Source organism: Acidovorax benzenivorans, from assembly GCF_028680575.1.
GTDB lineage: Bacteria > Pseudomonadota > Gammaproteobacteria > Burkholderiales > Burkholderiaceae_C > Acidovorax > Acidovorax benzenivorans.
This window is the reverse complement of the sequence record NZ_JAPCKI010000001.1, coordinates 111,052-134,282: the sequence shown is the minus strand read 5'-3', so window position 1 is coordinate 134,282 and position 23,231 is coordinate 111,052. Positions and strand designations below refer to the sequence as shown.

Here is a 23,231-nt window from a genome sequence, read left to right as displayed (position 1 = left end):
AGGAGACCCACACATGCCCGCCAAGATCCGCAAGATCATTGTTCAAACCGACGAAGTCCGCGTGGAGATGGGGCGCGACGTACAGCCGCCTGTGCGCAAAGCCCTGGCCATGGCCGTGATCGAGAACCCCTGCGCAGGTCGCTATGTCGAGAACCTCGACGAACTGGTGGCCATCGGCGAAGAGCTGGGCGCACTGCTGGGTGCGCGTTGCGTTGCAGCCCTGGGCATTGAGCCCGGCCAAGCCCAGAGCTACGGCAAGGCCGCCATCGTGGGCGAGGCGGGCGAGCTGGAACATGCCGCCGCCATCCTGCACCCCAAGCTGGGCGCGCCACTGCGTGTGGCGGTCGAGAAAGGCGCAGCACTGGTGCCGTCCAGCAAGAAGATCGGCGGCCTGGGCACGGCCATTGACGTGCCCCTGGGCCACAAGGATGCCGCCTATGTGCGCAGCCACTTCGACGCGATGGAAGCCCGCGTGGCCGATGCGCCGCGCGCCAACGAAATCGTGGTGGCCATTGTCGTGACCGACAGTGGCCGACCGCTGGCGCGCATCGGTGGTCTTCAGGCCTCCGAAATCAAAGGCGAGGATGGACTGCGCTGAGCGCGCACTACCATCCCGAGCAGTCTCACCGGTTCCCCTTCCCAACCCACCTTTCAGGAGTTTCCCCATGACGATGCGACGAAACCTCATGCGTGCCACGGCCGCAGCCGCGCTGGCATTCACGCTGGCCCCTGTGGTACATGCCCAGGATGTCATCAAGATTGGCGAGATCAACAGCTACAAGGCGCAACCCGCCTTCCTGGAGCCCTACAAGAAAGGCATGGAGCTGGCGGTTGATGAGATCAATGCATCGGGTGGGGTGTTGGGCAAGAAGGTCCAGCTCATCATCCGCGATGACAACGCCAACCCTGGCGACGCCGTGCGCGCCGCCGAAGAACTGGTGTCGCGCGAGAAGGTCGATGTGCTCACGGGCTCGTTCCTCTCGCACATCGGGCTGGCGCTGACCGACTTTGCCAAGCAAAAGAAATTCTTCTTCCTGGCCGGTGAGCCACTGACCGACAAGATCGTCTGGCAGAACGGCAACCGCTATACCTACCGCCTGCGCCCTTCCACCTACATGCAGGTGTCGATGATGGTGCCCGAGGCCGCGGCCCTCAAGAAGAAGCGCTGGGCGCTGGTCTACCCCAACTACGAGTACGGCCAGTCGGCCGTGGCCACGTTCAAGCAGCTGCTCAAGGCGGCCCAGCCCGATGTGGAGTTTGTGGCCGAGCAGGCGCCCCCGTTGGGCAAGGTTGATTCCGGTAGCGTGGTGCAGGCCCTGGCCGACGCCAAGCCCGATGCGATCTTCAACGTGTTGTTCGGTGCCGACCTGTCCAAGTTTGTGCGCGAAGGCAACACGCGTGGCCTGTTCCAGGGCCGTGAAGTGGTCAGCCTGCTGACGGGCGAGCCCGAATACATGGACCCGCTCAAGGACGAAGCGCCGAACGGCTGGATCGTTACGGGCTACCCCTGGTACGGCATCCAGACGCCCGAGCACAAGGCCTTCCAGACTGCCTACCAGGCCAAGTTCAACGACTACCCGCGCCTGGGCTCTATCGTGGGCTACAGCGCCATCAAGTCGCTGGCCGAAGGTATGAAGAAGGCGGGCTCCACCGACACTGAAAAACTCGTGGCAGCGTTCAAGGGCTTGCAGGTGCCCACGCCGTTTGGCCGCATCACCTACCGCCCCGAGGACAACCAGTCCACGATGGGCGGCTATGTGGGCCGCACCAAGAACGAAGGCGGCAAGGGCGTGATGGTGGACTACCGCTATGTGGATGGCAGCAAAGTCCAGCCCTCGAACGACGAAGTCAAGAAAATGCGCCCTGAATAGGTGACATCCCCCTGAGCGGCTACGCCGCTTCCCCCTGCTCTCGCGCTCCGCGCGGGAAGGGGGACGCCGCCAGCGCGGCGGGGCGGCCCTTGCGCGGCGGCCCTCGCTGAGGCCGCGCCGGTTTTTTAGGCTGTGGGCGGTGCGCAGGTTGCGCCGCGGAGACTTAGATGAGTTTTTCGAGTTTTATCGTTCAGCTGCTCAACGGACTGGCGGGGGCTTCCTCGCTGTTCCTGGTGGGCGCCGGGCTCTCGCTGATCTTCGGCGTCACGCGCATCGTGAACTTTGCCCATGGCTCGTTCTTCATGGTGGGCATTTACGTCGCCTATTCGCTGGTAGCCAAGCTGGGTACGGGCCTGGGCTTCTGGCCTGCGCTGCTGCTGGCGGCCGTGGTGGTGGGCGCATTGGGCGCTTTGGTGGAGGTGGTGCTGCTGCGCCGCATCTACAAGGCGCCCGAGCTGTTCCAGCTGCTGGCCACGTTTGCGCTGGTGCTGGTCATCAAGGACGCTGCGCTGTGGTTCTGGGGGCCTGAAGAGCTGCTGGGCCCACGCGCGCCGGGGCTGTCGGGCTCCGTCAATATCCTGGGCCGGCAGTTTCCATCCTACGACCTGTTTTTGATCGTTGTCGGGCCGGTGGTGCTGGGCCTGCTTTGGCTGTTGCTCACCCGCACCCGCTGGGGCACGCTGGTGCGCGCCGCCACACAAGACCGCGAGATGGTCAGCGCGCTGGGCGTGAACCAGGCCTGGTTGTTCACGGCGGTGTTTGCGCTGGGCGCTCTGCTGGCGGGCCTGGGCGGTGCGCTGCAGTTGCCGCGCGAACCTGCCACGCTGGAGATGGACCTCAACACCATTGGCGCCGCCTTTGTGGTGGTGGTGGTGGGTGGCATGGGCTCCATTCCGGGCGCATATGTCGCGGCCCTGTTGATCGCCGAAATCAAGGCCATCTGCATCTGGCTGGGCGTGGTGGACATCTTCGGTTTCAGCGTATCGTTCTCCAAGCTCACGCTGGTGGTGGAGTTTCTGGTGATGGCTGTGGTGCTGGTCTGGCGCCCCTGGGGCCTCCTGGGCAAGCCACAGGGCGTCAGCCGCAATACTGGCCTGCCCGAGGCGCCGCTGCGCCAGCCCGAGCGCTGGTTCAAGATCGGTGGCGCGGCGTTGGTGGCGGTACTGGTGCTGCTACCGTTGCTGACCACAGGCTCGCCGTACCTCACGGTGCTGATGATCGACCTGCTGATCGCCGCGCTGTTTGCGGCCAGCCTGCACTTCATCATGGGACCGGCGGGCATGCATTCGTTTGGCCATGCGGCGTACTTCGGCCTGGGCGCTTATGCGGCCGCGCTGCTGGTGCGCTCGGCGGGTATTCCCATGGAACTCGCGTTGGTGCTGGCGCCGCTGGCGGCGGCTGCGGGTGCGCTGCTCTATGGCTGGTTCTGCGTGCGCCTGTCGGGCGTCTACCTGGCCATGCTGACGCTGGCGTTTGCCCAGATCACCTGGGCCATCTGCTACCAGTGGGACGGCTTCACGGGCGGCAGCAATGGCCTCACGGGCGTGTGGCCGGCCGAGTGGCTGTCGGACAAACGCAATTACTACTACCTCACGCTGGCCCTCGTGGTGGGCGGTGTGCTGCTGCTGCGCCGCGTGCTGTTCTCGCCGTTTGGTTATGCGCTGCGCGCCGGGCGTGATTCGGTGCTGCGGGCCGACGCCATTGGCATCGATGTGAAGCGCATGCAGTGGACGGCCTTCGTGATCGCTGGCTTGTTTGCGGGCCTGGGCGGCGCACTGTTCGCGTTTTCCAAAGGCAGCATCTCGCCCGAAACGCTGCATGTGGGGCGCTCGGTCGATGGCCTGGTCATGGTGTTGCTAGGCGGCATCCAGACGCTGGCGGGCCCCGTGGTGGGTGCCGTCACCTTCACCTGGCTGCACGACACCGTGGCGCGCAACACCGACTACTGGCGCGCCATGCTGGGCGCCATCATCCTGATTCTGGTGCTGCTGTTCCCGCAGGGCATTGCGGGCGCCATCAAGCAGCTTTTTGACAACCAGCGCGAAGCAAAGAACACGAAGGAGGGGTCGGCATGAGCCTGCTCAAAGTCTCTGGCCTGGGCAAATCCTTTGGCGGCGTCAAAGCCGTGGATGGCATCCACTTTGAGCTGGCTGCCGGTGAGCTGCTGGCGCTCATCGGCCCCAACGGCGCGGGCAAGTCCACCACCTTCAACATGGTCAACGGCCAGCTGCCCGCCGACGTGGGCTCGATCCAGCTCAATGGCCAGGAGCTGGTAGGCCGCAAGCCGCGCGACATCTGGCGCATGGGCGTGGGCCGCACCTTCCAGATCGCCGAAACCTTTGCGTCGCTCACGGTGGTGGAGAACGTGCAGATGGCGCTGATCTCCAACGACAACCGCCTGTTTGCGATGTGGCGCAAGGCGGCCGACCACAAGCGCGACGAGGCCCTGGCGCTGCTGGACCAGGTGGGCATGAAGTCGCAGGCCGACCGCCCCTGCAGCGTGCTGGCCTATGGCGATGTGAAGCGCGTGGAGCTGGCCATTGCCATGGCCAACAGCCCTAAGCTGCTGCTCATGGACGAACCCACCGCTGGCATGGCGCCCAAGGAGCGCAACGAACTCATGGCGCTCACTAAGCAGTTGGTGATCGACCGCCACATGGCCGTGCTGTTCACCGAACACAGCATGGACGTGGTGTTTGCCTATGCCGACCGCATGATCGTGCTGGCGCGTGGGCGCCTGATTGCCGAGGGCAAGCCGCTGGAGCTGCGTGACCACCCCAAGGTGCAGGAGGTCTACTTCGGCACTGGCAAGACCTTCGAGAAGAAAACGGCAGCCGCTGCTGCAGAGGCCGCATGAGCATGACGACCAACGAACCCAAAGAACTGCTGCTGCAGGCCAAGGGGCTGCAGGCCTGGTATGGCGCGGCGCAAATCCTGTATGACGTGGACCTGGACGTGCGCCGGGGCGAAGTCGTGGCCCTGATGGGCCGCAACGGCGCTGGCAAATCCACCACGCTCAAGACACTGATGGGCATGCTGGCCAAACGCAAGGGCAGCATCCAGTTCATGGGCAAAGACATCTCCAAAAGCGACCCGCACGATGCCGCGCGCCTGGGCCTGGGTTTTGTGCCCGAAGACCGCCGCGTGTTCACCGACCTCACGGTGATGGAGAACCTGGAGGTGGGCCGCCAGCCCGCCCGCACCTGGCCCGACGGCACGGCCGCCCCGGTGTGGACACCCGAGCGCCTGTTCAAGCTCTTCCCCAACCTGGGCGAGATGCCCCAGCGCCCCGGCGGCCGCATGAGCGGTGGCGAGCAGCAGATGCTCACCGTGGCCCGCACGCTCATGGGCAACCCCTACCTGGTGCTGCTGGACGAGCCCTCTGAAGGTGTGGCCCCCGTGATCGTGGAGCAGATGGCGCACATGATCCTGGAGCTGAAAGAGCAGGGCGTCAGCATCCTGCTTTCCGAGCAGAACATGCACTTTGCCGAGCTGGTGTCCGACCGCGCCTATGTACTCGAAAAGGGCCAAATCCGCTACCAGGCCAGCATGGAAGAGCTGGCCGCCAACGAAGAAGTGCGGCGCGCTTACCTCAGCGTGTGAATAAGAAGTTCCCCGGCCCAGGCCCTACCGGGCCGTGGCCGATGTGTCAGTGCGTTCCCAACCGGAGTGTTCACCATGCAAACTGCGCAACGTCGTCGCTTTCTTCTTCAATCGGCCGCGCTCACCGTGGCCGGGGCCAGCTTCCCTGCCAGCTGGGCGGCAGGCAAGATCAAACCCGGTGAGCGAGCGGCGCTCATCGTGGTCGATGTGCAGAACTGTTTTGTCCCGGGCGGCACGCTGCCCGTGGCCAAGGGTGATGAGGTGGTGCCCGTCATCAACCGCATTGCCACAGCGTTTGAAAACGTGGTGGTCACGCAGGACTGGCACACCCAGGGCCATGCCTCCTTTGCCAGCACCCATGCGGGCAAGAAGCCGTTTGAAACCACCCAACTCAGCTACGGCCAGCAGGTGTTGTGGCCCGACCATTGCGTGCAGGGCACCGACGATGCCGCCCTGCACAAGGACCTCAAGGTGCCCAAGGCCCAGGTGATCCTGCGCAAGGGCTTTCACCAGCATGTGGACAGCTACTCGGCATTTGAAGAGGCCGACCGCAAGACCTCGACCGGCTTGGCTGGCTACCTCAAGCAGCGTGGTATCAAGACGGTGTTTGTCACCGGCCTGGCCACCGACTTCTGCGTGGCCTGGACGGCGCTGGACGCCAAACGCCTGGGCTTTGAGACCTATGTGGTCGAAGACGCCACCCGCGCTATTGACCTCAACGGCTCGCTCGACGCCGCCTGGAAAAACATGAAGGCCAAAGGCGTCAAACGCATCCAGTCCAGCGACATCGATGTCGCTTGATGGTGCAACGCCCCGGTGCTTCGGCGCCGGGGTTTGACGGATTCACAACACCTCGCAGAAATGGTTGCGCACCCGCTCCGCTTGCAGGGAAACTTGCGCATTTGATGTAAGGAGCGTTTCATGAAATGTCGTGGGATGGATGACGGGAATATCGATCGTCGCGCGGTGCTGACGACCCTGGCCGCCGCTGCTCTGGGGGCTGCGGGCCCGGCCGCGGCCGAGACCGGTGTGACGGACACCCGCATCAAGGTGGGGCAGTCGGCCGTGTTCACCGGCCCTGCCAAGGATTTTGGGGTGGACTACAAGGCGGGCATTGCACTGGCGTTCGACAAGGTGAACAAGACCGGTGGGGTGCAAGGGCGCACGCTGGAGCTGGTCTCCCACGACGATGCCTACGAGCCAAAGAAGACGGCCGAGAACACGACAAAGCTGATCGACGAGGACAAGGTATTCGCCCTCATCGGCTATGTCGCCACGGGCAACCTGATCGCTGCCATGCCCATCGCCGAAAAGGCCGGTGTACCCATGTTTGCGCCGCTGGTGGGCACCACCTCGTTTCGCACCACACACAACCGCTACCTGTTCCATGTGCGCGCCAGCTACGAGACCGAGCTGCGCAAGATCGTGGGCCACCTCGCCACGCTGGGCATCAACAACATCGCGGTCATCTACCAGAACAGTGCGTTTGGCAAATCCAACCTCGAAACCTGCCTGCAGATTGCGCAGGGCCTGAAGGTCAAGGTGGTCGATTCCGTGCCCCTGGAAATCGCCGCCACCGATGCCAAGCCGCAGGTGGCGCAGCTCACCAAGGCCCAGCCGGGCGCCGTGGTGATGATCATGGCGGGCAAGATGGTCGAGGTGTTCCTGCGCGACTACCGTGCAGCGGGCGCGGCGTCGCCGCTTTACACCATCTCGGTGGGCATTACCGACGCACCGGGCTCTGCGCAGCGCCTGAACGGTGGCATTGAGGGCCTCGTCACGGCCAGCATCGTGCCCTCGCCGCAAGCCAGCCGTTTGCCCATCGTGGCCGACTACCGCAAGGACCGTGCGGACGCGGGCGAGAAGATCGACAGCTACACCATGCTGGAGGGCTACATCGCCGCGCGTGTGTTTGTAGAGGGCCTCAAACGCGCGGGCAAAGCGCTTACGCGCGAGGGCTTCATCAAGGCCATGGAAGACATGGGCACCACCAAGATCGGTGACTTTCCGCTGCAGTACGGCCCGAACAACCACAATGGCTCCAACTTTGTGGACCTGGAGATGTACACGCGCAGCGGGTCGCTGCGACGCTGAGGGCGGCCAAAAGAGACATGCTCGCGCCCGCTTTGCCCCCTACCGTGGTCGTCAACGGCCAGCCCTGTGTTTTGCCGCAGAGCACATTGGCCAGTGCCTCGCTGCTGCATGTGCTGCGCAACGACCTGTTGCTCAACGGCCCCAAGTACGGCTGTGGCCTGGGGCAGTGTGGTGCGTGCACGGTGCTGGTGGATGGTGTGGCTGCACGGGCCTGCGTGATCCCGGCGCAGGGCGTGGCGGGCCGCGAGGTGACCACACTGGAAGGGCTGCCTGCGCGCTGCGGCCACCACAGCCAAGGCCTGCACCCGGTGCAGCAGGCATTCATTGATGAGCAGGCCGCGCAGTGCGGCTACTGCCTGAACGGCATGGTGATGATGGCCGTGGCCTTGCTGGAGCGCAACCCCGACCCTGACGAAGCCGCCGTGCGCCGCGAGCTGTCGGGCAACCTGTGCCGCTGCGGCACGCATGTCGAAATCATCCGCGCCGTGCTGCGCGCGGCGGTGCTGATGCGCGAGGCCCAGGCATGAGCGCCACACCTGACAACGCCGCACCCCTGCGCGCCCACAGCCCGCTCACCCGCGCCGACTTCCATGCCGCCCAGGGCGTGCTGCTGGTGGTGCGCAACCCGCCGCCGGCGCCGCCGCCCGTCAAGGGTCAGCCCGCCCTGGTGGCGGGCAACCCGGCCGAAGGCGTGGAGATACTGATTGCCGTGTGGGACGACGGCAGCGTGACCGCACTCAACGGCCACGTGGACCTGGGCACGGGCATCCGCACCGCACTTGCGCAGATCGTGGCCGAAGAATTGGACGTGCCGCTGGCCCAGGTGAACATGGTGCTGGGCGACACCACGCGCGCGCCTAACCAGGGCGCCACCATTGCGAGCGCATCCATCCAGATTCACGCCAAGCCATTGCGCACCGCCGCCGCGCAGGCGCGCCACTGGCTGGTGGCGCAGGCCGCAGCGCGGCTGGGCGTGCCGGTGGAGGCACTGCAGGTGCGTGCGGGGGTGGTGCAGGTCACTGCAGACCCGGCGCGCCAACTGGCTTACGGCGCGCTGCTGGCAGGCGCACACACCACGCTGGAGCTGGTGGACGCCACGACCACCAAGGCCGCCGCCGATTACACCGTGGTCGGCCAGTCTGTGCCGCGCGTGGACATCCCCGCCAAGGTCAGCGGCGAGCTGGTGTTTGTGCACGACATGCGTGTGCCCGGCATGCTGCACGGCCGCGTGGTGCGCCCGCCGTATGCGGGGGCGGACCATGGCGACTTCATCGGCAACACGCTCGAATCGGTGGACCAGCAGTCCATCGCGCACATCCCCGGCGTCCGCGCCGTGGTGGTGATTCGCGACTTTGTGGGCATCGTGGCCGAGCGCGAGGAACAGGCCGAGCAGGCCCTGCGCGAGCTGAAGGTGCGCTGGAAGGACTGGCCGGGCTTCCCGCGCCAGGACAGCGCCGAGGCGCTGGAGCAGGCCATCCGCGCCAACCCCGCCACGCAGCGCCGCCTGGTGGACGAAGGCGACGTGGAGGGCGCCCTGGCCGCGCTGTCCGCCGGCGGCCAGCCCATGCCCCGCACCTATGTGTGGCCGTACCAGATGCACGGCTCCATCGGCCCGTCGTGCGCGGTGGCCGAATGGCGCAGTGATGACAGCACGGGCCGCCCGCGCATGACCGTGTGGGCAGGCACGCAGAACCCCCATGTGCTGCGCGCCGACCTGGCCCGCCTGATGGGCCTGCCCGATGTGGACATCGACCTCATCCGCATGGAGGCCGCAGGCTGCTATGGCCGCAACGGCGCCGATGACGTGGCGGCCGATGCCGCACTGCTCTCGCGTGCCGTGGGCGCCCCGGTGCGCGTGCAGCTCACGCGCGAGCAAGAACATTTGTGGGAGCCCAAAGGCACGGCGCAGCTGATGCAGGTGCGCGGCGGGCTCAAGGCCGATGGCACCGTGGCGGCGTACGACTTCGAAACGTCCTACCCCTCCAACGGCGCGCCCACGCTGGCCCTGCTGCTCACCCGCACCATCGAGCCCGTGGCCCAGGCCTACGAAATGGGCGACCGCACCGCGCGCCCGCCCTACCAGTACGACAACCTGCGTGTGGCCGTCAACGACATGCCACCCATCGTGCGTGCGTCTTGGCTGCGCGGCGTGTCGGCCCTGCCCAACTCGTTTGCGCACGAATCGTATGTGGACGAACTGGCCACGGCGGCGGGGGTGGACCCGGTGCAGTTTCGTCTGCAACTGCTGAACGACCCGCGCGCTGCCGAGCTGGTGCAGGCCACGGCCGAAAAGGCGGGCTGGATTCGCCGCACCGGCCCGCAGCAGCGCGAGCTGGATGGAGACTGGGTGCAAGGCCAGGGCTTTGCCTATGCCCGCTACATCCACAGCAAATGGCCCGGCTTTGGCGCCGCCTGGGCGGCCTGGGTGGCCGATGTGGAGGTCAACAAAAAGACCGGCGAAGTGCATGTGCGCCGCGTGGTTGTGGGGCACGACGCGGGCCTGATGGTGAACCCCGCAGGCGTGGAGCAGCAGGTGCACGGCAACGTGTTGCAGACCACCAGCCGCGCGCTCAAGGAGCAGGTGACGTTCGAGCCCGTCAAGCAGGCCGTGGACAACCGCGAATGGGGCAGCTACCCCATCCTGAGCTTCCGCGATGTGCCTGTCATCGAGGTCATGCACATGCCCCGGCAGGACGAGGCGCCGCTGGGCTCCGGCGAGTCGTCCTCGGTGCCAGGCACAGCGGCGATTGCCAACGCGATTTTTGATGCGACGGGCGTGCGCTTTCGTGCGCCGCCGTTCACGCCCGAGGTGGTGCGCGCCGGGCTCAATCCCTTGCCCGGTGGCGCAGGCGAGGCCGCAGCAGGCAGCACGCCACCCACCGAGCCTGCCGAGGTATTGCCCACGCTGGAACTGCCCGCGCCCACCGTGCCCGCCAGCGCTACATGGCCCACACAGCGCAGCCCCTGGGCCCGCGCGCTCGCTCTCGTCGCTGGTGGCATCGCCATGGGCGCCGCACTGCTGGGCTGGCGCCCGTCCATCGCGCCCGTCGTGCAGACGGCCGGGGCCTCGGTCTACAACGCCGCCACCATCGAGCGGGGCCGCCTGCTGGCCGCCGCTGGCGACTGCGTGGTGTGTCACACCGCACCGGGCGGCACGCCCAACACGGGGGGCCGCGCCATGGACACGCCGTTCGGCAAGGTCTACACCACCAACCTCACGCCTGATGCTGAAACGGGCATCGGCCAGTGGTCCTTCAGCGCCTTCCAGCGCGCCATGCGCGAAGGCATCTCGCGCGACGGCAAACACCTGTACCCCGCGTTCCCCTACACCTCGTTCGCCAAGATGAGCGACGACGACCTGACCGCGCTGTACGCCTACCTGATGGCGCAGCCCGCCGTGCGGGCCGAGGTTCCCAAGACCGAGTTGACCTTCCCCTTCAGCGTGCGCCCCCTCATGGCAGGCTGGAACGCGCTGTTCCACGATGCCACGCCTTTCCAGCCGGACCCGACACGCCCCCCCGAATGGAACCGGGGCGCCTACCTAGTGCAGGGCGTGGGCCACTGCGGCGCCTGCCACACGCCGCGCAATGCGCTGGGGGCCGAGTTGGGTGGCGCTGCGTTTCTGTCGGGCGCCATGATTGATGGCTGGGAGGCGCCTGCGCTCACCGGCCTGTCAAAGGCGCCCGTGCCCTGGACGGCCGATGCGCTGTATGGCTACCTGCGCCACGGCCACAGCCCGCAGCACGGCAGCGCCTCCGGCCCCATGGCGCCGGTGGTGCGCGAGCTGGCCCACTTGCCCGACGACGACATCCGCGCCATGGCGGGCTACCTGGCCTCGTTCACCGTTACGGACGCGGCTACCCAGCCAGCCACCCAGCCTGTGTCTGACCCGCAGCAGCGCGCACAAACCGCCGTGGCCCAGGCCGCCGCGCTTGCCCCGCAGCCCGGCCAGGCTCAGCGCCTGTTCGACGGCGCCTGCGCCGCCTGCCACCACGACGGCGATGGCCCGAAGCTGCTGGGCGTGAACGTGCCCCTGGCGCTCAACAGCAACCTGCACAGCGACCGGCCCGACAACCTGCTGCAGGTCATCGTGCACGGCATCCGCGAGCCCGCTGCGCGCGACATTGGTTTCATGCCCGGCTTCGGCCACGCGCTCAGCGACGCGCAGATCACCGAGCTGGCAGGCTACATGCGCCAGCGCTACGCCCCCGGCCGCCCGGCGTGGCGCGATGTGCCCGAGGCCCTGGCACGTGTGCGGGCGGGGCCTGCGCATCCTTGATTTGTAGGGTTTTAGGCTGCTTGCGCTCAATAAATAAGCGCAGGCAGCTATCAAAACAGAAGCAAATGACGTGAGCGCAATGCCGCGACCGTGATCCGTTGAGGACCGCGTTGAGCAGGAACCGCGCCGAACAGCGCCGCCATTCCCCCTCACATCGCCGCATCAACCCCGCGCCGCGTGGGCACAGTGGCATCGGGGCTTGGTCCATGGTGGGGCAGGCCCGGGCGCCCGCATCTTTGTAGCAGGCGCCCACGTCATCGGCCTGCCCAGGCGGCAGCCGCCCACTGTCGTTCAAGGAGAAGACCATGTCCGCTGGTGAACTGGAAATCCACGAGATCGTGCTACGACTGCTGCGTGAAGGCTATGCCGCCCTGGACGCAGCCCAACGAAAAATTGTGGACGCGTTGATGGCGGTGTGTTGACGCGCAGCGTGTCTATCAGGGGCGCTTGCGGCCCATTGAGGGCGCTGGCGCTTTTGCTGATTGCATTGATAGCTACTAAAAATGTAGCGATTGCAATTCAACCTGCATCGCCTGCGCAATGAGGCGCATGTCGTGGTCGCTGACGGCGAACAGCCCAAAGCGAAACTTGCCGCCCCAGTGCGTGCGGTCTTCCACAAACTCAAAGTCGTCCAGCAGCGGCGCAATCGCGGCCTCCCTGGCTGGCACATAGGCCACATCCCGGCGTGACGGCACAAACCCGCCGCCCATGTCAAACGCATACGGCGCGCCCGGCAGCACGATGCCGATGGAGACAAACGCCTGCAGCCGGTCCTTGCCACCCATGGTGACGGTGGGCGCGTAATACGCCACACGGTCGCCGGGGCGTATGCGCTTGAGCGGGGCGACCTTGCCATGGCACACCTGCATGTAGCCCGCGTCAGGCGTGGCGCAGCCCCTGCGGGCGTGCTGGGCGCTGGCCACCGCGATCCAGTTGCGGCGCGCGGGGTCCGCAGAGGTCGCCGCCACGGTGGGTGCGGGTGCAGTTGGCGTGGACAGGTGCAGGGGCTCAGCGTCCCGCCACAGGGCTTGTTGCAGCATGGCGTCGGTCATGAAAGGCTCCTTGGATAAGAAGCCTTGATGGTGCGGCCGGGCTACTGACACCGCAGTGTCAGTACCTTTGCAGTATTGCCTTGTTGACGGCGCCGACTCACGGACGGATTCGCTCTGGATCCATCTGATCCATCTGATCCGTTCGGGCTGAGTGAACTCGTCTAAGCCTCGCGCGGCGCTTCGCCAAGCTCAGCGTGAACGGATTTTTGTATGCGGACCGGCATCAGACCAGTTGCCCCCATTGCCACAACGCAAACCCGCCCAGCAGCAGAGCGGACGCCCGGTTGATGCGCTGGCGCCAGGCGGGCGTAAAGCGCTGCCGCTGGTGGGCGATGACACCTGTCAGCAGCAGCCACCACGCTGCCGAGCCCGCCAGCACGCCCGCCACCATCCACAGTGGGGACGGCATGGCGCGCTGGCCGCCGCCCAACGAGCCGAACACCGCAATGAACGACACGATGGTGGCCGGGTTGGCCAGCGTCAGCGCAAACGTGCCCGCAGCCAGGCCCAGCAGGCCCCGCGCATTGCGCACCGATGCGGCGGTCTGGGCCACGGGCGCGTGCCAGGTGCGCCAGGCCAGCACCAGCAGCAGCGCGCCCCCGCCCAGTGCGAGGGGGGTTTTGGCCTGGGTCAGCCCGTCGATGAGCCAGCGCACGCTGAAGGCGCCAATGGCGCCATACACCGCGTCTGCAGCAGCGGCGCCCAGGCCCGTGGCCAGCCCGGCTGCCAGGCCGCGCTCCAGGGTGCGTTGCATGGTCAACAGGCCAATGGGGCCCACAGGGGCCGCGATGAGCACACCGACGATGGCGGCTTGGAGAAACACGGTGAGTGAGGTCAAGTCCATGCACCGATGCTAGGGCGGTGGCTTGCGATGGAGAATGCAGAAAATTCGGTGATTCCAGAATTTGATTTCGTATTTTTCTGCGTTGATCGAGAAAGGCTTTTATGGAAGTCGATGACAAGGCCTGGCGCCTTATCAGCGCGCTGCAGGCCGATGGCCGTGCCTCGCTCAAAGAACTGGCTGAGGCCGTGGGCCTGTCGGTGCCCGCCACGCTGGAGCGCCTGCGCCGCCTGCAAGAGGCGGGTGTGGTGCGCGGCGTGCATGCCGACATCGACCCCGCCAAGGTCGGCTACGGTGTGCGGGCGGTGGTGGGCATCAACGTGCCGCAGCCCGGCAAGAAGGCGCTGATCGACAAGCTGTGTCAGTCACATCGGGTGCTGGAATGCCACCATGTCAGTGGCAACGACTCGTATGTGATGCAGGTCGTCGCGCGTGACCTGCCCGATCTGGAGCGGTTCTTGGGCGACATCAACGGCTATGGAGAAACACGCACGTCCATCGTGTTCTCCACACCGATACCGCTGCGCGGCTTGGCTCGGCCGGAGGCGGATTGATACGGCGGGTGGGCCGTTCAAACGGCTCACCCGCCCCTCAAAACGTGATCTTCACCGACGGCGCACTGCGTTGCGCGTCACCGTGGAACACGGCCTCGATGTTGTTGCCGTCCGGGTCCAGAACAAACGCAGCGTAGTAGCCGGGGTGGTACTGGCGCAGTCCGGGCGCGCCGTTGTCGGTGCCACCGTGGGCCAGTGCGGCTTCGTGGAACGCCCTCACCATGGCCTCGTCCCGCGCCTGGAAGGCCAGGTGCGTGCGGCCTGTCAGGTGGCCTTGCGCAGCGGGGCTGTTGGCAGACGACACAAACAGCTCGTCCGCCCAGAAGTAGCCCTCGGCCGCACCGCCCAAAGGCACCTCCAGTGCACCGAGCACGGCGGTGTAGAAGGCCTGGCTGGCAGCCAGGTTGCGCACGACCAACTGCACGTGGTCGAACAGCCTGCCTCGGTGGATTTCTTGCGCTTCCATGCCGTGCTCCTTTCGTAGACGCGTTCTTACTTCAAGACGGTGCGTGCAGACCCACGCGGTTGCCATCCAGGTCATGGATGTGGGCGAAGAAGCCCATGCCCGGTGGCAGCGCCTGGCGCGGCAGGGCCACGCGGCCGCCTTGGGCCACCGCGCGTTCCAGCGCGGCGTCGAGTGAGGGCGATGCGTCCAGATACACCAGCGTGCCGCTGCCCGACACCTGCGGTGCCGTGGGGCCCATCATCAGCGCGCCCCCGGCGCCATCGGCTTCGGGGTCGTAGGCAAACACAGCGCCTTCGCTCGGGCCCATGTTCTCGCGGCGCATGGGCTGGCCCAGCACGGCTTCGTAAAAGGCCTGGGCGCGGTCCAGCTGGGTGGTGGGGATTTCAAACCAGGCGATGGCGTTTTTCATAAGAGCTCCTTGTGTGTGAAAGAAAGAAGCCTCGATGGTGAGCGGGGGCTACTGACAACGGCGTGTCAGCAGCATGTCACCGGCATCACGGCGCACTGGCGGGTGCCGACGCTGCCACCTGCGCGCGAAACGCGCGGGGCGACAGGCCCGCATCGCGCGTGAAGGCGCGGGTGAAGTACGCCGGGTCGGCATAGCCCAGTGTGTAGGCAATGGTCGCCACGCCCAGGTGCGTGTAGGCTAGGTTGCGCCGCGCCTCGCGCATCAGCCGCGCCTCCATCAGCCGCTGTGCCGACACGCCCGTGGTGGCACGCGCCACGCGGCTCAGGTGAGTGGGCGACACAGCCAGCGCCCGCGCGTAGTCCGCCACCTGCCAGTGTTCCAAAAAATGCGCTTCTATCAGCGCCTCCAGCCGCTGCACCAGACTGGACTCTGGCGCCGCCGTGTCGTCGGGGCTGTGGTCTTCGATGGCGCGCGCCACCCAGCCCAGCAGCGTGGCGCTCAGGCCGCGCAGCACCAGCGCACGCGCCTTGGCGCGGCCCGAGAACTCTTGCCAGATCTGGCCCATGGCCTGGCTGATGTGCGGGCTGGCGGTAACCACGGCGGGCCGCGCCAGGTCGCGCCGCACATCGCCCACGCGCACAAAAATCTCGTCCATCAGCTCATCCGCCAACGTGGTCACCCAGCCCTGTGTGTGCTGCGTGAACCGAAACGCGTGCACATGGCCGGGCGGCACGTTGATGAGCGCTCCGGCAAACAGCGGGTGCTGCTCCCCATCCAGGTGGGCCACGCCACCGCCCGACTCGATCAACAACACCTGGTGCAACCGCGTGTGCCGGTGCGGCGCCAGCTCCCAGTCGTGCAGCACCGAGCGCTCGGCAATCGTCTCGCAGTGCAACACGTCGGGCAGGTGTTGCGACTCGCCAAACAGGCTGTACGACTGAATGCTGCTGATGTTCTCGGCCATGTTCGAAAAGTGCATGTTCTGGCTCCATCCGTCCATTCAAGGCAGCGACTGTGCCACGTATCTTTGGGTGGTCCGTTTGATCAATGTCATGAACCACCCATGAACCACATCCCCCAGGAGACATCCATGAAAACCCAGGTTTGCATCATTGGCGGAGGGCCCTCGGGCCTGATGCTCTCGCAGCTCTTGCACCTCAAAGGCATCAACACCGTCGTGCTGGAGCGCCAAAGCCGCGAATACGTGCTGGGCCGCATCCGCGCCGGTGTGCTGGAGCACGGCTTTGCCGCGCTGATGCGCGAAGCCCAGTGCGGCGAGCGCATGGACAAGGAAGGCGAGATCCACGACGGCTTCATCATTGCCCACGACGGAAAGATGGACCGGATCGATTTGCACAAGTACAGCGGCGGCAGCTCCGTAGTGGTGTACGGCCAGACCGAGCTGACGCGCGACCTGTACGAAGCGCGCGACCGCATGAAGGGCATCGTCATCCACAACGCCGAAGACGTGCAGCCGCACGACCTGAAAAGTGCCAACCCGTATGTGACCTACCGCAACGGCGACGAGGTGGTGCGCATCGACTGCGACTTCGTCATCGGCGCCGACGGCTTCCACGGCGTGAGCCGCAAGTCCATCCCCCGCGATGTGCTCAAGGAGTATGAAAAGGTCTACCCCTTCGGCTGGCTGGGCGTGCTCTCGCGCACCAAGCCCGTCTCGCCCGAGCTGATCTACGCCAAGCACGAACGCGGCTTTGCGCTGTGCTCGCTGCGCTCGCAGGTGCTGAGCCGCTACTACATCCAGGTGCCGCTGACCGACACCGTGGAAGACTGGTCCGACGAAGCCTTCTGGGCTGAACTCAAGCGCCGCCTGCCCGCCGAGGTGGCCGCCAAGCTGATTACGGGTGCCTCCATCGAAAAGTCCATCGCCCCCCTGCGCTCCTTCGTGGCCGAGCCCATGCGCTACGGCAACCTGTTCCTGGCGGGCGACGCCGCCCACATCGTGCCGCCCACCGGCGCACGGGGCCTGAACAGTGCCGCGTCGGACATCTACTACCTGTACCATGCCATGGTGGCGCACTACCAAAATGGTGACAGCACCGGCCTCGACAAATACTCCGAGAAGGCCCTGGCCCGCGTGTGGAAGGCCCAGCGCTTCTCGTGGTGGATGACGACCATGCTGCACACCTTCCCGGATTCCATCGCGTACGACCAGAAGCTGCAGGACACGGATCTGGCGTACCTGTTCTCGTCCGAGAAGGCGCTGGGGTCGCTGGCGGAGAACTACGTGGGGTTGCCGTTCTGAGCACTTGGGATTAGCACTGCCATCCAATCAAAGGCCTGCATGGGGTTCTCTCATGCCGGCCTTTAGTGTGTGTGCCCGGTCGGCGTTGCGTGCAACCGGCGTTCCGTCTGCTCACGCGGCGCGCCCTACGGCCTGCGTACTGCGGCCCCCTTGCGGGACCCAATGACAAAGCCGCTTTCTATGCAGCCCCCGTGCACGGCAATCGCCATCTGCTACGCAAAATTTAGGCAGAACTGATGCTTACGCCCGCACAGCAGGCTCGATAGCATCGCACCAAGTTTTCAGATCATTGGCCCCGTGCTGTCGATGTGCAAATCGACGATGGCTTGAACACGATGGAGCTGCTGACGCAGCTTTTTGAAGCACTGCACTGGACGGTAGTGGGTGCCCATCAACAACCAGGAAAGCCATCAACAATGGATTGGGTCCCGATAGTCTTCATCACCTTCAAGGTGCTCGTGTTCGGCACCTGCATGTTCTACGCCATCAAGTGGCATCACGACCAAGGGACGAAGGCCAAAGAAGAGGCCAGCAGATCGCTGACGTCGGCAGAACGTACGCCGGACGGGTCCAAGTAGGTGGCTAGTGCGCCTCGATGGTGTGCGGGGTATCAGACTTCAATTCGCCTGTATCACTCTATTTCCCGTCACACAACGGCGACAGCGGCGGGCTCGACAAATGCTCGTGTGGGCCCTGTCGCACGCGTGAAAGGCATTGCACTCGCGTAGTGGATTACGACCATGCTGCGCAGATTTCTCTAATCGTCCACCCATGACCAGAAGCTACTGGACGCAGACTTGCCATGTCTGTTCGCGTTAGTGAATACGCGGGGGTCTCCGGCCCCGAACTGTGCGCGGACATTTTGATTAGTAGATTTTACAGTTGTCTATGGGCGACTATCTGTAAAGTCAGTAGGCAAAGCGTGCAACATAACATCCTTGCAGGCCTTTTGATGTGCACAGGTCAAATGTACCGACACTTATCGCCTTATTGGCCTCTTTAAAGAAATTGCTTGAGTGCAAGTGCTATATAGTTGGCTTTATGTCGGTAGCAAGGAAACCTGCGTTGCAGCTTTAGGATGATCTAAGTCGTGTTATTTTTGATATACGAAGATATCAGAAGGCAAATGCTTAAATCCACCTACCGGGCAACGCATCGATGCCCTTCTTTTTAGACTCTGAATCAAGATTTGCACCAGCGGATTATTTCAATGAGCCAGAGCAGCAATCAGGTGAACTGGATCGTCATAATGGGATAGCTTGGCCCGCTCATGGAACTCATCGGTACCTTCTAGGCGAGGCATTGGAGGAGAGGTATCAATTTTCCTTCGGTTCAGTTCTTCCAAAATTAATTTCATTCTTTCCTCAAAAGATTGTTCATTCATTTGTTTTCTCCTTGGGTGAGGCTGCTTTCTCGGCTTTTAAGTTTGCAATTATATCTGGTAAGACGACTTCAATCAAGGCTGCTTCATTCTGCATGTAACTGTTGTTAAATCTTTGCCAGCGTAGTTTGCCATTTGTCATCGCGAATTCTATAGCTCTTCCTTGCCCATCTTTTCTCATATCATTGGCCATGAAAATCGTTTGATACTGACGAGGAGCAATTCCTTGGAAAGGCCTGAACTTTACGTAATTGCCCTTTGGGTTAAATGTGCCATCGGTGTCAATTGAATCTTTGTGAAGTTGTTTGGCTCGACTTTTTGGGTAGGGTTCAATATAAACGACTTCCTTTATCCCGCTGGCAACAATATGCCGCGCGCACATGTGACAAGGGAATGTTGTGGTGTATAAAGTGGCATCTTTGACTGCCAGTCCGAGTCGAGCTGCTGTAGTGATAGCTGCCATCTCGGCATGCACGCTGCGACCAAATTCAAGAAGATTCATGAGGCTCGCGCCCTTCAGCTTCTGTTTGTTAGCTCCGTAGAGTAAAGACTTTGCCAATTTCTCAATCTCTTGCTTCTCAATACTGGCATTCAATATTCCCCCTTCTCTTAGGCGACCAAGTAACTCACTCAGCATTTCCTCTCGCTGTTGTGCGCCGGAATCCACACCTAAGACAAAATCCCTCATGTCGGCGTCATCTCCGTCCCAGTATTGATCGCCGCCTGCTTTCGGAACATCGTTGCAGCCAACGGCGATAATTTCTCCGGTAGTCCGAACGATTGCGGCACCCACTTGTCGATTTAAATCCGCCGATCGCAATGCGGCAGCTGAGGCTTGAAATATTCCATGTTCATCAATTGATGGTGTGTGAAATCGATGTCCAAAAGTGAGATAAAGAAATCGGCGGATTTGCTTGCGCATTAACTCCTTGTTGGAGGCGTCAACGAAAAAATCAGCCAAAGGAAAGCAATCTCTGACGTTTTGATGGTTGCTATTATCTTCGCTTTCGTCACGATCAATGAGGTGCTTTGCTAACGCTTCAGCGCTGCTTTGGGGGCGGCTTCCTAAGTAGGACTTGGCAATTCGCTGTGCTATTGCATATAGTCTCTCTTCCCTGGGGGCGGAAACAGAGATGGCAATAAATCCTTTTCCATATACAAGTCGAAGTTGTTCTATTTCTTGTGGATTTTTAATGGAGCGTAGAATATATGCATTGCCTTTTGGATTGCCATCAATATGATTTTCCAAAGGAGTGTTTTTTCGTATTTCCATTATTTTCATAATGGAAATAATAGCTGCTGCTGCAGCATTTTTGCCGTCAACTCTTAGTTTGTTTCCAAGGTCCATGAGGCTGGATATTCTTTCGTCCTCGGTAACATTTTCAAAAGATTGGCCGAAAATGCTCTCTATTTCCTTGCTCACTCTGACAAGTGAAGTCCTATAACCTGCGACCGATATGCTCTGTTCCAGTGCCGTACAGACTGCCTCAAGATCGGTGCCAATAGGTCCGATTAAGCCAAACACCAATTCTGGTCGTTCTAAAGATGGGGTATTGCCTACAGTCGCGGTTTCGGTCATATCCGTTAGTGTTTCGAAAAATTACACTCTAGCGGTTCTTATGAAAAATGCACGTTTTTTCGCGTTGGGGGAAGCGTTGATGTTTGACTAGAGCGAGCAGGTGCACATGCAGAAAAGTGCTGCTGCATCAAGACTAAGTGGATGACATGGCTATTTCTGTACGACGATGACGCTACTCTGACAAACCGGCCGTTTGACCCGGGTGTATAGGCTGTAGCGTGCACCTGATGGTGTGATCAATTCACGGGATCAGGAATGGCGCACCGAGCGGACCCCGTAAGCCAATCTTCACAGTGGAAAAAGCCCGGCACATGCCGGGCTTTGCACTTTCAAGCGGTCATCACTTGCAGTTGGCACTGCTCGCACTCTGCACGTCCCCTATGCAGTTGTCGCTTGCTAAAGCGGCCGGATGTGGTGGGTAGACCAGCTGGCGGGCAGCTCAGCGTTGACCACATTGGCCCCGGCGCCGCGTTCCTTCGCTGTCACACGGGCGACCACGGACGGACCCGCACTCATTGCGCCAGCGTCTGTCACAGCACCCTCACATCACACGTCTTAAGAGCAGGAGCCGATATCGCCCTCCGCCCAACATTCAATGTGAAGGAACTGCTGTATGAATCGCGCTGTCTGGTTCAACGTATCGCCCGAGGGGGCCAAGGCCATCGGGACGCTGCACCACTTTGTCACCCAGGACACAGGCCTGCCTAGCTTGCTGACGCACCTCGTCTTTCTGCGCGTATCGCAGATCAACGGGTGCGCGCACTGCATCGACATCCACACGCGTGACCTGCTGGCCGAAGGCATGTCGGTGGAGAAGGTGGTGCTGGTTCCTGTGTGGCATGAGGCGGCGTATCTGTTCTCCGAGCAGGAGCGCGCCGCACTGGCCTGGGCCGAGGAGGTGACGCGCGTGAGCGAGACCCATGCCTCTGATGAGGCCTATGCGGCCGCACTGGCCGTGTTTGGTGAGAAGGACCTGGTGGACCTGACGCTCACGATTGCCACCATGAATGCCATCAACCGCATGGGCGTCAGCTTTCGCATGAAGCCTCGCGCCAAGGCGTAAAAGGTAAAGAAAAAGGGAAGCCCGGCTTGCGCCGGACTTCCCGCTTTTCAAGCGCTGATCACTTGCAGCTGAAACTGCTTGCGCTCTCCACATCCCCCGTGCCGTTGTAACGCGCCACCTTGGGGTAAACGCACAGCGGCCGGGTGCGGTTGGCGGACCAGCTGGCGGGCAGCTCGGCGTTGACCACGTTGGCGCCTGCGCCGCGCACTTTCGCCGTCACACTGTCGGGTGCCTTGCCTTGTTCCACCCAGGCGACCAGCGGGGCCAGCATGTCGAACTGGTCGGTGGCGGGGCCGCCGGAGCAGTGGTTCATGCCGGGCACCAGGAACAGGCGGGCAAACGCATCGGCCTTGCCGCTGTGGTTGGCCTGCAGGCGGTCCATCCAGTTGGCGGTGTCCATGGGCGAGAACACGCCATCGGCCACGCCGTGGAAGACGATCATCTTGGCTCCCCGGTTCTTCAGTGCGCTCAGGTCAGCTTCGTTGGGCGGCGTCATGTACGACCAGGACGACTCGGTGTAGGTGGCGTTGGTGGCGAACATCTTGGGGTAGTCCGTCTCCATGCTGAAGTTCAGCGCGTACTGCATGCCGGGGATGGCGGTGAACGCTGCCACGCTGGATGGGGGCGAGGTGAAGATGAAGGCCACAGCCCCTGCGTCACGCGTGGCGGGCGAGCCAAAGTGCCACGATGCAAAGTTGGCGCCCGCAATGCCGGGGTCGAACCAGGTTCCTGTGTACAGCGCTTCGCCCTTGCTGTTCTTGGGGCCGGCAAAGATGCTGGCCAGCACGCTCTTTTGGTCGCCGGAGATGCACGAGCCGTCGCGCGCGCCGGTGCAGGTGGGCACGTCGGTCTGCAGGTTGAAGGCGGCCTGGCAGGCGGCCACGTCGTTGACCTGGCCGTCGGTCACGCCGTCCAGTGCGTCGCACTTGGCGACGATCTTGCTGCTGATGAGCTTGAACTCGGCCGGGCTCACGGCGGTGGTCAGGTCGGGCAGGCCGCTGGTCGCGTCCTTGGTGGATACCTTGGCGTACTGCTGCGCCTTCCACAGTTGGGTGGTGGCGGCCTTGGGCAGGTGAAAGCCGGGGTTGCCCGCCAAGATGCCGTCGTACTGTTCGGCATAGCGCGATGCTCCCACCATGGCGTGGCGGCCGCCGTTGGAGCAGCCGGCCAGGTACGAGCGGTCGGGCGCTTTGCCGTAGGCGCTCTTGATAAGGTTCTTGGCCATGGGGGTGAGGGTGCCCACGGCCTGGTAGCCGTAGTCCAACCGGGCCTGCGGGTCCACACCAAAGAAGGGCGTGGGTGCGCCATGGCCTGCGTCAGAGCTGAGCACCGCAAAGCCTTGCACTAGGCCGGGTGCCACGGGTGCGGCGCCGCTCACCGAGCCCAGCGCGGTGACCACGCTGCCGTCCAGCCCGCCATTGGCTTGGTGCAGAAAGCGGCCATTCCACTCCACGGGCAGGCGCATCTCAAAACCGATGGCGTAGCTGGCGCCATCCACGGGGCCGGTGCGCTCTTTCATCTTGCCTTTGACAAGGCAGTGTGCGGGCGCTTGTGTGGTGTTGCCCTGCAGGGTCAGTGGGCCTGCGGGCACCTGCTCGGCAGAGGTGATGCGCGTGTCGGGCAGCGCCAGGCTGCTGGCCAGGGTGGCGCACGACTGCAGGGTGGCCGGGGTGGCGGCAGTGAGCTGGGGCAGGGCGGCATCGGACGAGCCGCCGCAGCCCATGAGCAAGGCGGCGGCTGCGGCCGAGAGTGCCAGGGGTTGTGATGCACGCATCC

Annotated in this window: 21 protein-coding genes; 13 read left to right on the top strand and 8 right to left on the bottom strand. The window is 63.6% G+C overall.

Annotation, left to right across the window (positions count from 1 at the left end):
• Positions 1-13 precede the first annotated feature (13 nt).
• The 9 genes from OIN59_RS00635 to OIN59_RS00595 all read left to right on the top strand — a co-directional run bounded on the left by OIN59_RS00635 (position 14) and on the right by OIN59_RS00595 (position 11,847).
• Positions 14-598 carry an amino acid synthesis family protein gene (locus OIN59_RS00635; RefSeq protein WP_274106096.1) on the top strand — a complete coding sequence of 195 codons (585 nt, stop codon included), beginning with the start codon at positions 14-16 and terminating at the stop codon, positions 596-598.
• Between the two features lie 67 nt (positions 599-665).
• Entirely contained in the window at positions 666-1,871 is a 1,206-nt protein-coding gene (locus OIN59_RS00630; RefSeq protein WP_274106093.1) for an ABC transporter substrate-binding protein, read from the top strand.
• Between the two features lie 167 nt (positions 1,872-2,038).
• Positions 2,039-3,946, top strand: a complete 1,908-nt coding sequence (locus tag OIN59_RS00625) for an ABC transporter permease (RefSeq protein ID WP_274106091.1) — start codon at positions 2,039-2,041, stop codon at positions 3,944-3,946.
• On the top strand, positions 3,943-4,728 hold the full coding sequence (locus OIN59_RS00620; protein ID WP_274106089.1) for an ABC transporter ATP-binding protein: 786 nt from the start codon (positions 3,943-3,945) through the stop codon (positions 4,726-4,728). The genes OIN59_RS00625 and OIN59_RS00620 overlap by 4 nt, the downstream gene beginning before the upstream one ends.
• A gap of 2 nt (positions 4,729-4,730) precedes the next feature.
• Positions 4,731-5,474, top strand: coding sequence for an ABC transporter ATP-binding protein (locus tag OIN59_RS00615; protein ID WP_274107138.1), 744 nt, complete (start codon positions 4,731-4,733; stop codon positions 5,472-5,474).
• Positions 5,475-5,549: 75 nt separating this feature from the next.
• Complete coding sequence (gene pncA / locus OIN59_RS00610; protein ID WP_274106087.1) at positions 5,550-6,275, top strand: bifunctional nicotinamidase/pyrazinamidase; 726 nt, start codon at positions 5,550-5,552, stop codon at positions 6,273-6,275.
• 135 nt (positions 6,276-6,410) lie between these two features.
• Positions 6,411-7,568, top strand: a complete 1,158-nt coding sequence (locus OIN59_RS00605; protein ID WP_274106084.1) for an ABC transporter substrate-binding protein — start codon at positions 6,411-6,413, stop codon at positions 7,566-7,568.
• Between the two features lie 17 nt (positions 7,569-7,585).
• Positions 7,586-8,095: a (2Fe-2S)-binding protein gene (locus OIN59_RS00600; RefSeq protein ID WP_274106082.1), complete on the top strand. Its 510-nt coding sequence runs from the start codon at positions 7,586-7,588 to the stop codon at positions 8,093-8,095.
• Positions 8,092-11,847 (top strand): molybdopterin cofactor-binding domain-containing protein, encoded by a 3,756-nt coding sequence (locus tag OIN59_RS00595; protein WP_274106080.1) that lies wholly within the window; start codon positions 8,092-8,094, stop codon positions 11,845-11,847. The genes OIN59_RS00600 and OIN59_RS00595 overlap by 4 nt, the downstream gene beginning before the upstream one ends.
• A gap of 497 nt (positions 11,848-12,344) precedes the next feature.
• Here the strand turns inward: OIN59_RS00595 and OIN59_RS00590 are convergent, their stop codons facing one another.
• Positions 12,345-12,899, bottom strand: coding sequence for an EVE domain-containing protein (locus tag OIN59_RS00590; protein ID WP_274106078.1), 555 nt, complete (start codon positions 12,897-12,899; stop codon positions 12,345-12,347).
• Positions 12,900-13,122: 223 nt separating this feature from the next.
• Entirely contained in the window at positions 13,123-13,743 is a 621-nt protein-coding gene (locus OIN59_RS00585; RefSeq protein WP_274106076.1) for a LysE family translocator, read from the bottom strand.
• 101 nt (positions 13,744-13,844) lie between these two features.
• On the opposite strand from OIN59_RS00585, the gene OIN59_RS00580 reads away from it, so the two are divergent.
• The gene (locus OIN59_RS00580; protein WP_274106074.1) at positions 13,845-14,294 is read left to right on the top strand and encodes an Lrp/AsnC family transcriptional regulator; all 450 of its coding nucleotides are present in this window, start codon (positions 13,845-13,847) and stop codon (positions 14,292-14,294) included.
• 37 nt (positions 14,295-14,331) lie between these two features.
• Here OIN59_RS00580 and OIN59_RS00575 read toward each other — a convergent pair whose 3' ends face one another.
• From OIN59_RS00575 to OIN59_RS00565, 3 genes are all read right to left on the bottom strand, one after another.
• Positions 14,332-14,760: a VOC family protein gene (locus OIN59_RS00575; protein WP_274106072.1), complete on the bottom strand. Its 429-nt coding sequence runs from the start codon at positions 14,758-14,760 to the stop codon at positions 14,332-14,334.
• A gap of 31 nt (positions 14,761-14,791) precedes the next feature.
• Positions 14,792-15,169, bottom strand: coding sequence for a VOC family protein (locus OIN59_RS00570; protein WP_274106070.1), 378 nt, complete (start codon positions 15,167-15,169; stop codon positions 14,792-14,794).
• Positions 15,170-15,254: 85 nt separating this feature from the next.
• On the bottom strand, positions 15,255-16,148 hold the full coding sequence (locus tag OIN59_RS00565; protein ID WP_274106068.1) for a helix-turn-helix domain-containing protein: 894 nt from the start codon (positions 16,146-16,148) through the stop codon (positions 15,255-15,257).
• A 111-nt stretch (positions 16,149-16,259) separates the two neighbouring features.
• Between OIN59_RS00565 and pobA the strand changes: the two genes are divergently transcribed.
• Together pobA and OIN59_RS00555 are read left to right on the top strand one after the other, a co-directional pair.
• A complete protein-coding gene (gene pobA / locus OIN59_RS00560) occupies positions 16,260-17,432 on the top strand; it encodes a 4-hydroxybenzoate 3-monooxygenase (protein WP_274106066.1) in 1,173 nt (390 codons plus the stop codon).
• Positions 17,433-17,740: 308 nt separating this feature from the next.
• Positions 17,741-18,010: a hypothetical protein gene (locus tag OIN59_RS00555; RefSeq protein ID WP_274107169.1), complete on the top strand. Its 270-nt coding sequence runs from the start codon at positions 17,741-17,743 to the stop codon at positions 18,008-18,010.
• Positions 18,011-18,639: 629 nt separating this feature from the next.
• Here the strand turns inward: OIN59_RS00555 and OIN59_RS00550 are convergent.
• Both OIN59_RS00550 and OIN59_RS00545 read right to left on the bottom strand, forming a co-directional pair.
• Positions 18,640-18,816 carry a hypothetical protein gene (locus OIN59_RS00550; RefSeq protein WP_274106064.1) on the bottom strand — a complete coding sequence of 59 codons (177 nt, stop codon included), beginning with the start codon at positions 18,814-18,816 and terminating at the stop codon, positions 18,640-18,642.
• Positions 18,809-20,392 (bottom strand): anti-phage dCTP deaminase, encoded by a 1,584-nt coding sequence (locus OIN59_RS00545; protein WP_274106062.1) that lies wholly within the window; start codon positions 20,390-20,392, stop codon positions 18,809-18,811. The genes OIN59_RS00550 and OIN59_RS00545 overlap by 8 nt, the downstream gene beginning before the upstream one ends.
• Before the next feature lie 613 nt (positions 20,393-21,005).
• On the opposite strand from OIN59_RS00545, the gene OIN59_RS00540 reads away from it, so the two are divergent.
• On the top strand, positions 21,006-21,455 hold the full coding sequence (locus OIN59_RS00540) for a carboxymuconolactone decarboxylase family protein (RefSeq protein WP_108499637.1): 450 nt from the start codon (positions 21,006-21,008) through the stop codon (positions 21,453-21,455).
• Positions 21,456-21,513: 58 nt separating this feature from the next.
• Here the strand turns inward: OIN59_RS00540 and OIN59_RS00535 are convergent, their stop codons facing one another.
• On the bottom strand, positions 21,514-23,229 hold the full coding sequence (locus OIN59_RS00535; RefSeq protein ID WP_274106058.1) for a tannase/feruloyl esterase family alpha/beta hydrolase: 1,716 nt from the start codon (positions 23,227-23,229) through the stop codon (positions 21,514-21,516).
• Between the last annotated feature and the right edge of the window lie 2 nt (positions 23,230-23,231).